At 60.7% G+C, this 11,477-nt stretch carries 15 protein-coding genes; 6 read left to right on the forward strand and 9 right to left on the reverse strand.

All coding sequences use genetic code 11. The annotated features are described in order from the left end of the window. A partial coding sequence (locus tag WBF74_RS04815; RefSeq protein WP_424435985.1) for an enoyl-CoA hydratase-related protein occupies window positions 1-508 on the reverse strand: 508 nt, incomplete at its 3' end. A 186-nt stretch (window positions 509-694) separates the two neighbouring features. Between WBF74_RS04815 and WBF74_RS04820 the strand changes: the two genes are divergently transcribed. Then, window positions 695-1,411 carry a hypothetical protein gene (locus WBF74_RS04820; RefSeq protein ID WP_424435988.1) on the forward strand — a complete coding sequence of 239 codons (717 nt, stop codon included), beginning with the start codon at window positions 695-697 and terminating at the stop codon, window positions 1,409-1,411. A gap of 152 nt (window positions 1,412-1,563) precedes the next feature. Continuing rightward, entirely contained in the window at window positions 1,564-1,992 is a 429-nt protein-coding gene (locus tag WBF74_RS04825; RefSeq protein ID WP_424435991.1) for an FKBP-type peptidyl-prolyl cis-trans isomerase, read from the forward strand. Between the two features lie 6 nt (window positions 1,993-1,998). Here WBF74_RS04825 and WBF74_RS04830 read toward each other — a convergent pair whose 3' ends face one another. Genes WBF74_RS04830 through WBF74_RS04845 form a run of 4 tightly spaced genes read right to left on the reverse strand, consistent with a single transcriptional unit; the run spans window position 1,999 to window position 5,107 of the window. Continuing rightward, complete coding sequence (locus tag WBF74_RS04830) at window positions 1,999-3,186, reverse strand: hypothetical protein (protein ID WP_424435994.1); 1,188 nt, start codon at window positions 3,184-3,186, stop codon at window positions 1,999-2,001. 39 nt (window positions 3,187-3,225) lie between these two features. Then, complete coding sequence (locus tag WBF74_RS04835; protein WP_424435997.1) at window positions 3,226-4,050, reverse strand: enoyl-CoA hydratase/isomerase family protein; 825 nt, start codon at window positions 4,048-4,050, stop codon at window positions 3,226-3,228. Window positions 4,051-4,109: 59 nt separating this feature from the next. After that, window positions 4,110-4,577 carry a DUF192 domain-containing protein gene (locus WBF74_RS04840; protein ID WP_424436000.1) on the reverse strand — a complete coding sequence of 156 codons (468 nt, stop codon included), beginning with the start codon at window positions 4,575-4,577 and terminating at the stop codon, window positions 4,110-4,112. Further along, window positions 4,577-5,107: a gamma carbonic anhydrase family protein gene (locus WBF74_RS04845; protein ID WP_424436003.1), complete on the reverse strand. Its 531-nt coding sequence runs from the start codon at window positions 5,105-5,107 to the stop codon at window positions 4,577-4,579. The genes WBF74_RS04840 and WBF74_RS04845 overlap by 1 nt, the downstream gene beginning before the upstream one ends. A 151-nt stretch (window positions 5,108-5,258) precedes the next feature. Between WBF74_RS04845 and WBF74_RS04850 the strand changes: the two genes are divergently transcribed. Then, window positions 5,259-7,256, forward strand: a complete 1,998-nt coding sequence (locus WBF74_RS04850; protein WP_424436006.1) for a PhoX family protein — start codon at window positions 5,259-5,261, stop codon at window positions 7,254-7,256. Between the two features lie 127 nt (window positions 7,257-7,383). Beyond that, a complete protein-coding gene (locus WBF74_RS04855) occupies window positions 7,384-8,436 on the forward strand; it encodes a hypothetical protein (protein WP_424436009.1) in 1,053 nt (350 codons plus the stop codon). Here WBF74_RS04855 and WBF74_RS04860 read toward each other — a convergent pair whose 3' ends face one another. Next, window positions 8,437-8,748, reverse strand: a complete 312-nt coding sequence (locus WBF74_RS04860) for a DUF6949 family protein (protein ID WP_424436012.1) — start codon at window positions 8,746-8,748, stop codon at window positions 8,437-8,439. It abuts the gene before it with no gap. A 29-nt stretch (window positions 8,749-8,777) separates the two neighbouring features. Next, the gene (locus WBF74_RS04865) at window positions 8,778-9,143 is read right to left on the reverse strand and encodes a hypothetical protein (protein ID WP_424436015.1); all 366 of its coding nucleotides are present in this window, start codon (window positions 9,141-9,143) and stop codon (window positions 8,778-8,780) included. 213 nt (window positions 9,144-9,356) lie between these two features. On the opposite strand from WBF74_RS04865, the gene WBF74_RS04870 reads away from it, so the two are divergent. Then, window positions 9,357-10,121, forward strand: a complete 765-nt coding sequence (locus tag WBF74_RS04870; protein WP_424436018.1) for a hypothetical protein — start codon at window positions 9,357-9,359, stop codon at window positions 10,119-10,121. 18 nt (window positions 10,122-10,139) lie between these two features. Here WBF74_RS04870 and WBF74_RS04875 read toward each other — a convergent pair whose 3' ends face one another. Beyond that, on the reverse strand, window positions 10,140-10,349 hold the full coding sequence (locus tag WBF74_RS04875) for a DUF3126 family protein (RefSeq protein ID WP_424436021.1): 210 nt from the start codon (window positions 10,347-10,349) through the stop codon (window positions 10,140-10,142). A 188-nt stretch (window positions 10,350-10,537) separates the two neighbouring features. Between WBF74_RS04875 and WBF74_RS04880 the strand changes: the two genes are divergently transcribed. Continuing rightward, a complete protein-coding gene (locus WBF74_RS04880) occupies window positions 10,538-10,675 on the forward strand; it encodes a hypothetical protein (protein ID WP_424436024.1) in 138 nt (45 codons plus the stop codon). A 4-nt stretch (window positions 10,676-10,679) separates the two neighbouring features. On the opposite strand, the gene WBF74_RS04885 is transcribed toward WBF74_RS04880, so the two are convergent. Next, a partial coding sequence (locus WBF74_RS04885; RefSeq protein ID WP_424436027.1) for a glucose 1-dehydrogenase occupies window positions 10,680-11,477 on the reverse strand: 798 nt, incomplete at its 5' end.

The raw sequence follows: 11,477 nt of genomic DNA on the forward strand, positions 1-11,477 counted from the left end.
GTCCTTCCTTTGCAGGCACCTGGCGGCCTGTAAGAATCATGCCCATGGCGCGCTTCACGCCGATCTGGCGCGGCAGACGGTGGAGACCACCCGCAAGGGCCGCAAGACCGACCTTTGGCTCCGGCAGCGCGAAAACGGCGTTCTCGGACGCAATGATGAGATCGCAAGCGAGCGCAATTTCAAAACCACCACCCATCGCCACGCCATTCACGGCAGCAATCACCGGCTTGTTGAGGTCGTAGCGCGCGGTGAGACCGGCAAAGCCCGTCTTCGGCACTTCGATCTTGTTGCCTTCCGCCTGCCAGCGCAGGTCGTTACCTGCGCTGAAAGCGCGGTCGCCCTCGCCCGTGATGATGGCAACCCAGAGGTCATCATCCTTCGCGAAATCATCGAACACCTTCTCGAGTTCGAAATTGGCGGGCGGGTGCAGCGCATTCATGCGCTCCGGCCGGTTGATGGTAACGACGAGCACATGCCCGTCGCGTTCGGTCTTGCAGAATTCGGTCATCAGGCGCTTCCCGTTAAGTTTGTGTTAACCGCGTCTTTCCGCAGCTTTCCACGCTTGGGGGGAATTTGCCCGCTCAATACGCCATGAGCAAGCGCTGTCGCGTTGACCTTGCGGTAACCAAATTTGCTTAAAAATGACCGGACCAAATCCATCAGGAAGCGGCAAAGGCCGCATGTGGACGACATCATGGCGTATCCAGCAGAAGCATCCGCAGGGAATTTCACAGAAAACGCAGCCGATAGCCGGCAGCGCTGGGTGTTGAAATATGGGGACAAGGTTTATGGTCCCTACAGCTTCGAGGCGATGAAGGGCTATGTCGCGGAAGGTCGCGTGGCGGAGCACAGCCTGCTAGCGCCGGAAGGCACGCCCGCAGGTGCCAGCATGTGGCGCTATGCGATCGACATTCCGCTTTTCGCGCCGCTTTTTGCCGCACCGGAGGAGGAAGCATCCCCCGCCGAGGAGCATGAAGCGCTGGCCGATAATCAGGAAACCGGGCAGCCCGCAGAGGATGTCGCTGCTGCAGCGGACTTTACTTCCATCGTGCCCCAGGCCGAGAAGGTGAATGAACCGGAAGTATCCTATGGTCCCGGCAAGGGCCAGGTGGAGCGCCGCCGCCAGCCGGAGACGGCAAACTTTATCATCGTGATGGATATCAAGGCGCGTTTCGCAGGGCCGCTTGAACAGGCGATCATGTCGCTCGGGCCGGCCTACAAGCTCGCGCCGAATGTCTGGTGCGTGAACACGGATGCCACGGCTGCCGGGCTGCTCAACGATCTGAGCCAGCATATCGGGCGGACAGACACAATGTTCATCGCCGACACGACACGCGACCGTACAGCCTGGAGTTCCATGGGGCCGGAAGTGGATGCGAAGATCCGCCGCGTCTGGCGCCGCACCTACTGACGCATCCAGAGAATTTTGCTCACCTGCGCGGTGGCCAGAACCGCGCGGGGATGCTATCGTTTTCCTGTCGATGATCCGGGGGCCTTCGGTTAAGTACTGAAGGCTTTTTTTGCTTGTCGGCCTGAACACTCACCTAACCGAAAGGCAGGACAATGGCAGCGAAAGACGGCGACACGGTGCGCGTCCACTATACCGGCACTCTGAATGACGGCACTGTTTTCGACTCGAGTTTCGGAAGCGACCCTATCGAATTTGCGATTGGCGACCATATGGTGATCGCTGGTTTCGAGAATGCCGTTCTCGGCATGGAACCCGGCGACACAAAGAGCTTCACTATCGCTTCCGCGGAAGCCTATGGCGAACATGATCCGCGCCTTGTGCAGGATGTACCGCGCGCCGAGCTTCCGCCGGAAATGATTCCGCAGCCGGGCATGCGCCTCACCGCGCGCGGTCAGGATGGTAGCGAGATCGGCCTCGTCATCACCCACGTCACGGACGAAGCGGTGCGGCTTGATGCGAACCATCCGCTTGCCGGACAGGATCTCACCTTCGAGATTCAGCTCGTCGAGATCGCGGCCTGATGCGTCTCAGGGCCGCCTGAGGGGCAACCGATGCGTCCTGATCGTCTCGATGGAAAGCGTCGAGACATCAGGTTCGAAGTCGATTGCCTCATCCCGCGCATTTGATGCGGTAGCCATATGGTCCGCCCCGCCCGGCCGTGCGAGCGGCAGCTTCAGATTTGAAGGAGGCACCGCCTGCGGCGAGGCGGGCACGGCTTCGGCAACCGCTTCAACGGATTCTTCATCGCCTGCGGCTGCGTCCTCGGCTGGTTCTTCAATTTCAACATCACCGGCAAGCTCCGCCATGATGGCATCCGCGCGGCGCCAGCGCAGTACAAGCGGCGCTGCAAGCGCGCTCGCATCAGCGCAGCGCGCAGGCGATGTCTCCCCGCGATCACAAAGGATGGTTGCCCGGACAAGCTCTAGCTGAAACAGGGAGCGGCGCAGAAACTCCGGGAAGAGCCCGCCCGCCTGCGCAGCCTTCACGAGCCGCAGATAGGTCGCGCAATCCGTCTGCTGCCTGTCCTGAATCTCGGCAAGACGCTTCGCGCTTTCCGTTCCCGGTTGCGGTGCCGCCTCACAGAGACGCCACATCAATTCCGCCGTCGCGTGATCATAAAGAAGGACAAGCCCGCGCGCCTTGTCGGGCAGCGCTGCATAGTGCTGCGATATGGCCTCCGGTGACCAACTGCGGAAGCTGTCAAGAAAGACGACGACATCGACAGGCTCCGCAGGCGCAGGGCGATAAGGCTCCTGCTGCGCGGCGGCGGGCAGTTTCGCGCCCTTGGTCAGAAAGGAATATTCCCGCGCGAGCGCAAGGTCCGGCGTTCCATTCGCCCTGGAAGGGATGAAAAGGAACTGCACGCCGAGCGGGCGCTCCTCGACATGGAAATAGGCGCCGCTGCCGCCGCCATCCGCCCGGCGAAGTGCGCCTTGTGCATCTCCCTCGCCCGCCCCCGCGCGCTCCCCGTTCAGCGCATAGACCAAGCCGGAGGGGAGAGTGAGTTTCCCTACAACGCGCCGCTCGATTTCGCTGAGGACAAGCGACATGCCCGCCGCATCGCCAATGCCGTCATAGCTGCCAGAAAACTCCGCCGCGTGAAGGGCGGGCGCATTGAGGGCAAAAGCCGCCGCAAGCAGAAGCAGCGCGAAAATCATCCGCGCTGCCCGCTGCGTCTGCGTCGCCACATGAAGCGCGGCTTTGCCCCAATCCATCTTTATGCGTTTCTCCGCAGCCCCATCCGGAGAAGGCGCTTACCGGCCCTTGAAGTTGGGCGTGCGCTTCTCGACAAAGGCCATCATGCCTTCTTTCACATCTTCCGTCCGCATCAGCGGCAGGAGCTGCAGATAGACGTGATGCACATGCTCGGGGAAGGGTTCATTCAGCCCCATGCGCATCATCCGCTTGGCAGCCCGCACGGCAAGCGGCGCATTCGCCGCAATCTCCATCGCAACCGCCCGCGCCCGCGCCATCAGCTCGCTATCTTCCACAACTTCAGAGGCAAGCCCCCAGGCAACGCTCTCTTCCGCATTGAGCGTGCGCCCCGTGAAGATGAGTTCTGCCGCCCGCGACCAGCCAATAAGACGCGGCAGATACCATGTCCCGCCCGATTCGGGCACAAGCCCGCGCTTGCAGAAGGCTGCGGCGAGCTTGGCCGACTTGCCCATGATGCGGATATCGCAACCAAGCGCCGTATCCATGCCATAGCCCGCGGCACCGCCATTCACGGCGCAGATGGTCGGCTTTTCCATTTCCTGCAACACGGTCGGCGGCGTGTTCTTGAGGTCGAGCGTGGTGGAGGTCACGCCGCCGCTCGAGCCGATGGCAAGGCCACCGCCCTGCGTCTGCGCGCGCAGATCAAGACCGGCACAGAAGGCACGGCCTGCACCCGTGAGGATCACACAACGCACTTCGGGATCGGCATCCGCTTTCTGGAGGCATTTGGTGAGCTGGTCCAGCATCGGCCCCGAAATCGTATTCATACGGTCCGGCGCATTGAGCGTGATGGTTGCGATGTGGTCGGCGACCTCATAGAGAACTTCCTGCGGCTCCGACTGGGCGGCTTTGGCCTGGCTCATATTTTCCTCTCCTGTAGCGCTTTTGTTGAATGATTATGCGGGCACATTAACGGATAAATTCAGCCGCAAGTAGCCTCACCCCCCGGCCCGAACCAGGGATGACGGAGATAATCCCCCTCGCCTATGCCAAGACGTTGAGAAAGCCCGCCATTAATTTCGAGAATGCCGTTGACCGGTTCGCCCGAGACATGAATGTCAAGCGTCTCCGGCTCCGTCATCTCGGCAATGCGGACGATGCGCCCGTCCGCCGCAATGAAGATCATGTCGAGCGGCAGAAGCGTATTCTTCATCCAGAAAGAAGCCGGCACGCAGACGCGATGGAAAAAGAGCATCCCCGCATTCTCCGGCAGTTTGGTGCGGAACATCAGTCCCTTCTGCTGCTCTTCCGGTGTCAGTGCCAGTTCAAGCTCGAACGCATGAACGGCACCGCTTTTCGTCTCGATAACCGCGCGGCGTACTTCCTCCCCATCGCACCCAAAGAGCACGAAGGTGAAAAGGAAGATGAGGAGGAATGAAGCGCGCCGCATCAATCGATCCGTTTCAGGCCTGCGCGGTATTTCTTCCAGTTCTCGACGTAATGGTCTGCCGAAAGGCGAAGCGCCTCGGCGGTTTCCTGGTCGAGCGTGCGGACGATCTTGCCGGGCGAACCAAGCACCATCGAATAGTCCGGTATTTCCTTGTTCTCGGCGATAAGCGAGTTAGCGCCGATGAGACACCCTTTGCCGATCTTCGCACCATTGAGAATGATGCTGCCAATACCGACAAGGCTGCCTGCGCCAATGGTGCAGCCATGCAACATCACCATATGGCCGATGGTCACGTCGCGCTCGATGGTGAGCGGCGAGCCGGGATCGGTGTGAAGCACCGACCCGTCCTGCACATTGGAGTTTTCGCCAATGGTGATGAGTTCATTGTCGCCGCGAAGCACCGCGCCGAACCAGACGCTGGCATTCTTCTCAAGCTTTACGTTACCCATCACTTCCGCATTGGGCGCAATCCAGTATTCGCCCTCGGGCGGCAGGATCGGTTTTGTGTCTCCAATGGCATAAACAGGCATGGCACCCCTCCTGAAGCTGATTGTTTTGCCGGGACTATGACACGGCCTGCACCGGGATACGAGACTTGCAGCGAGCGGACGAAAAGGCTGTCATCCGGGCGGCAGGACTGCCCGGCAGCCTGACGGGGAACAAGGAGACAAGGGGCACGATATGACGGAACGGAAATCCATCGGCGAAACCATCGAAGAGCTGGATGACGTCGCCATAGAGCGGAAAACGGCAGCGCCCCTTGCCGCGCTCTGGCAGCGCCGCATCGCACGGCGGAGCTTCCTCACAGGCATGGGCAAAGCCGCCCTGCTCGCCACCACTTCGCCCGCCATCCTCTCGCTCGCCGCTTGCGATGACGCGCCCGAGGCAACACCCACGCAACTGCCCGATGACATATTCGGCTTCGAGGCCGTGCCCTCCGGCATCGACGGCACTCACCACGTCGCCGCAGACCACACGGCCGATATTCTCATCCGCTGGGGCGACCCCGTTCTGAAGGACGCGCCGGAGCTTGATACGCATAACCAGAGTGCCACGGCGCAGCTCGGCCAGTTCGGCTACAATAATGACTTCATAGGCTTCATCCCGCTGCCTTACGGCTCCAATGCGAGTGATCGCGGCCTGCTCTGCATCCACCATGAATATACGAATGATGAGCTGATGCATCCGCGCTACCCGGAGAACAATCTCCTTGCCTTCTACACGCGCGAAATCGTCGAGATTTCCATGGCCGCGCATGGCGGCAGCATTATCGAGGTCGCGCGCGGTGACGATGGCAAATGGCAGGTCGTGCGCGACAGCCCCTATAACCGTCGCATCACGCCGCTTGCGACAGAGATGCATCTTTCCGGCCCCGTTGCGGGGCATCCGCGTGTGCAAACAAGCGAAGACCCGGAAGGCCGCCGCGTCATGGGTACCTTCAATAATTGCGCGGGCGGCATCACGCCCTGGGGCACATGGCTCATGTCGGAGGAGAATTTCAACTTCTACTTCATGGGCGAGAATGCCGATGAGCGCGAGGCCGAGAACCACAAGCGCCTCGGTGTGCCGGGCCGGATTTCCTACCCCTGGGGCGTCTATCACAAACGCTTCGATCTTGCGCAGGAGCCGCATGAGCCGAACCGCTATGGCTGGGTGGTGGAAGTGGACCCGCTTGATCCTGCCTCAACGCCGATAAAGCGCACCGCGCTTGGCCGCTTCAAGCGCGAGGGCTGCGAGAATGCGCTGACAAAGGATAACCGCCTCGCCCTCTATATGGGCGACGATCAGGCCTTCGAATATCTCTACAAATTCGTGACCGCAGAAAAGGTGCGCGAAGACCGCGCGGCAAACGCATCGCTTCTCGACAGCGGCACGCTCTATGTCGCCCGCTTCGAGGAAGATGGCAGCGGCACATGGCTGCCGCTTGTCTTCGGTGAAAACGGGCTGGACGAGACAAACGGCTTTGCCTCACAGGCCGATGTGCTGATCGAAACGCGCCGCGCCGCCGACCTTCTCGGTGCTACGCCGCTCGACCGCCCGGAAGATGTGACACCCCATGAAGCAACAGGCCGCGTCTATGTCGCGCTGACCAATGCGAAGGAGCGCGAAAAGACAGATGCCGTCAACCCGCGCGCGGGCAATATCTGGGGGCAGGTCTTGGAACTCACACCTGCCGATGGCGACCATGCGAGCGAAACATTCACATGGGATCTCATCGTCACATGCGGTGATCCGGCTGACCCCGCCGTCGGTGCGAAATGGCATGAAGAGATTGACGCGGATGGCTGGTTCACCTGCCCCGACAATTTCACCACCGATGGAAAGGGCCGCCTCTGGGTCACAACCGATCAGGGATCGAGCTGGAAGAAAGCCTCGGGCAGCGCTGACGGGCTTTACGCTCTCGCCACCACGGGCGAGAAGCGCGGCGTCGCACGGCGCATCTTCCGTGCGCCTGTGGGTGCCGAAGTCTGCGGCCCCTGCTTCACACCGGACGGAAAGACGCTCTTTCTTGCCGTCCAGCATCCGGGCGCCGATGGCACGAAGGACTATGAAGGCTTCGAACGCGCCTCAACCTTCCACGATCCGGCAACGCGCTGGCCTGATTTCGCGCCTGATATGCCTCCCCGCCCTTCGGTCCTCGTCATCACGGCAAAGAATGGCGGCCCTGTGGGTGGCTGACGGGCGATTGCGCATCGGCGCCCTATGCCTCAAGCTTCCGTCACGACACGGAGGATGGGCGGTGCGCTGCGCATCAGGACGATTGGTTAACGCTCATACTAGTTAATGCTCGCGGGGGCAGTTCTTCATGCGGTTTGTCATCAGCCTCGTCATATTTCTGATCGCCCTGCCCCTTCTCTTCATGACGGCATTCGAGCACGGGCTGCTTGATGACTATGTGCAGGATGACGACATCCCCGTTGACCCCTTCATCCGCGCGGAACTTTCCGAAAAAACCACAAGCGCCGATCTCAGCCGCCGTATCGACGAGGCGCTCGACAATGACGCCTATGATGATGCTGCCATGTATGCGGAGATTGCCGCCTACATGGACATGCCCGTCGCACCAGCAACGCAAGTGCGGCTTGAAGCAGAAAATGCCTTCGCCCGCCGCGCCGCGCGCAACACGGGCAGCTTCGTTACCGGCTTCGTGACCGGCACGGGCGACGACACGCCCGCCTTCATGGGCGCAGTCGCTTCCGACCTCACCGTCATTGGCGATATTCGGGATATTGGCAGCGAAGGCTCGAAGCTCGTCCGGGGTGAAGAATATTCGACCATGATCCTCGGCCTCTCTGTCGTCGGCCTCGCCGCCACCACGGCAACGGTTGCAACGGGCGGCGCGGGGCTTCCGGCCCGTGTCGGCGTTTCCGTGCTCAAGGTTGCGCGGAAGGCCGGCACTGTCACCACCGGCTTCGCGCGGAATGTGACACGGCTTCTTCAGGAAGCGATGAATTTCGACAAGCTGGGCGACACGCTCCGGGCTGTCGATCTTGCGGATACGGCGGCAACCCGCCGGGCGATCAGCAACTATGCGGATGGTGTCTCGATGGCGCGCGTCATGCCGGTTCTCGATGATGTGGCAGCGCTTGAGCGCGCGGCGGGTCCCGCTGAAGCCGTCCGCCTGATGCGCTATGTGGAAAGCACGGAAGACCTTGCGCGTGTATCGAAGATGAGCGGCAAGCTCGGCACCAAAACACGCGGCATCATTGAAATTACCGGCAAGACGAGCCTTCGTGGCTTCAAGACGGCGTGGAACCTTGTGCTGATGGCGCTTGAATGGGTCTGGGCGATTGTCGGCGGCATCGGTGCGCTGTTTGCGACCGCGCTGGGTCGCCGCGTCGTCAGCCGCCGAAGCTGATCAGGCAGAGAGCATCACGCCCAGAAGGAAGACGCCCGAGAGAAAGCTCCACATGGTTGCGATGCAGCCTGAAAGCAGCATCCAGAAAGGCGGTCTGTTCTCGAAGACCTGCGCCCGCAACGCATTGCGAAGGATGACGGTAGGACCGGCAAAGATCAGCGTGCACACGCCCACGATCTGCCCCAGAGTCGATTCCGTATCAAGCTGGAAGCTCGGCGGCTTGTTACGCACAAGCCGGTAAAAGCTGCTGCTGAGACCCGCCGCAACAAAGCCCGTTGCGATGGCAAAGAAAAATGCCGTGAACTGCCCCATGAACGCCCCTGCTGCTCGTCGTCCGGCCGTCAATGGCGGCCGGTTGCGACCCCCTCGATGAAATGACTGGCGATGGTGGCGACCTGCCTTTCAGCAGCCTCCACCGCAAAAACCGGAACCACCCGCTCGTCGAGCAGCTTCACAAATTCCGGGTCAGCCAGATGACGTTTCAGATCAGCCAATGGTTGCCCCTTGGCCCTTTCGGCAAGGGAGGCAAGAAGCGGGGAACGATCCCCCACCGCAATCTCTGCCTCGCCCAGCCGGCAGGTGCCGAGATCGGCTTCACAGCCAAATCCCGGCAGCGCCCCCGCGCGCCCTTCCGGCATGGGCAGATGCCCCCCAAAGAAAAGGAAGGCGCCTGCAAGCATTAGCGATTTGAAAACGAAACTGGTCATGCCCCCACTGTCCGCAAGCGCCATACCAGCGGGAGAGACGGCCCGGAGACGCGCACGAAGATTTGAAATGATCTTTTAATTTCAGTGGGTTATAAGAAGTCATTCGAAGCATGCGCGGGTGGCAGAGCATGTCTTCGGGGAGCGGACGTGCCGGATTGCTCCGGCCCCGTTTCAATTAGAGACAACAGATGAAGCGCGCAGATCGGGGGCGGCGTGGCGCGAGGCACTCAATCAAACGAGGAACTGGTCCGCGAGCGGCCCGCCTGGATCATTCCGGCGCTGGTGCTGGCCGGCGTGCTTACGCTGTCGGGTATCTTTCTCTATTACTATTTCGGCCCGACGCCCGGCGAGTTGCTCGGCCTCGACCCGCGCGCGAGCGCCGGGAGCGGCAAGGTTGATGTCATCATCAGCGAAACGCGCTTCCTCATCCCTGAAGCCTATACGCGCTATCCGAGCCAGCGGAGCGGCGGCCGCATGAAGGCCATCGACATGCATGCGCTGCTGCCCGATATGCAGCCCTTCACGACGGAACTTGCCGAAAGCTTCATCGACAATTCCGCCCGCTCGGATGTTGTCTATTTCTCGTTGAGCGAGAGTTCGGCTCCCCTCAACTCGTCGCGCAGGCTGCAAGGCATCTATGCGAAATATCTGGAATCAACCGACGGAGAACCCGGCCCGAACGGGTTGCAGCTTTTCCGCTTCCGCGACAATTCCGGCTATGCAAATCAGGATCTGCTGGTCGGCAAGGATGGTGAAGCCCGCATCCTGCTCCTTATCTGCGACCGGATCATTGCGCAGATCGAAAGCCCGAACTGCTCGCGCTCGCTGCTTCTGGGGCCGGGGCTGGAGCTTTCCTATCGCTACAAGCGCCACCACATAGAAGACTGGCTGCAAATAGATGAAGCCGTCGTCTCACTGGTCAATGGTTTCAGCGCCATTGAGGAGATCGACGGCTTGCAGGGCCCGATACTGGACTGACCCGCTCGCGAGCGACGCTCAGGGCAGATCGATATCGAGGATCGCCATGTTGAAGGCGTAGGAGGTTTCGCCTTCATCCACATCCTTGAAAATCACACCGATAAATTCATCCCCGATATTCACTTCGGCGGAATCATCCTTCTGCGGGCGCTGCCGCACAACGATTGAAGGAAGCTGGAACTTCTGGCGCAGATAGGCCTCGAGGCGCAGGATTTCAGACTTTTCCAAGAAGTTCTCCCATCGGCATTGTGAAATTGATGCAGCGGGCCGGTCCCCGGCTCGCATATTTCGTGGTTTTAGCGGCTTGGCGCCACCGGCGCAAACGCCGGGAGATTTCACCCTGCGTCGCTTGGTCCGATGGCAGGCGCCTCCTCCCGCGTGTCACTCTCAAACCGTCATGTGGAGGAAATGACATTATGCCGCGTCTGACCCGAAAATTCATGATCTTCCTGACCGTCGCCCTGACCGTGGCGGCAGTGATCGCCATTGTACAAACCCGCTACCCCACGGAACCGGGTCAGGAGCGGGCCCTGCTGATGCCGAACCCGCGCTGAGCCTTTAGCGGCAAGTGTATCCGCCATCCACCACCACTTCCGAGCCCGTCATGAAGCTCGACTCGTCGCTTGCGAGGAAGAGGACCGCATTGGCAATTTCTTCGGCAATGCCGAGGCGGCCAATCGGGTGAAGCAGCGTCAGCAATTCACGCATCTCGTTTGGCCCGACCGGCTGACCCTGCACCGTGCCGCGATTAAGTGTGTCGCGAACCATGGGCGTGTCGATATAGCCGGGATGGACCGAGTTCACGCGGATATTATATCCAGCCTCTGCACATTCGAGCGCTGCTGACTTGGTGAGAAGACACACGCCACCTTTCGCCGCATTGTAGTCGCTCGCATTGGGCTGGCCGACAAGGCCGAGTATCGATGAAAGATTGATGATCGAACCACCCATGCCACCCTTGGAAGTGTGCTTCTTGATGGTACGAATACCGTGTTTGCAGCCAAGAAACACGCTGTCGAGATCAATCTCAATGGTGCGCCTCCAGGATTCGAGTGTCTTTTCCTCGATCGGTCCACCTTCCGGCGCAATGCCTGCATTATTCACGAGAATATGCAGTCCGCCGAAACGCTCTTCCGCATAAGCCGTCACGGCTTCCCAGCGCGCCTCATCCACAACATCCTGCTGCATGAAGGCTGCGTCGCCACCTTCATTGGCAATCTCGTCAGCAACAACCTGCCCGTTCTCCACATCAAGGTCGGTGCAAAGCACTTTGGCACCTTCTCGCGCCAGCGCCTTCGCCATCGCAGCGCCCAGCCCCTTGGCGGCCCCTGTCACGATTGCAACCTTGCCCTTAAC

Source organism: Parvibaculum sp. (genome assembly GCF_049672805.1).
Lineage (GTDB): Bacteria > Pseudomonadota > Alphaproteobacteria > Parvibaculales > Parvibaculaceae > Parvibaculum.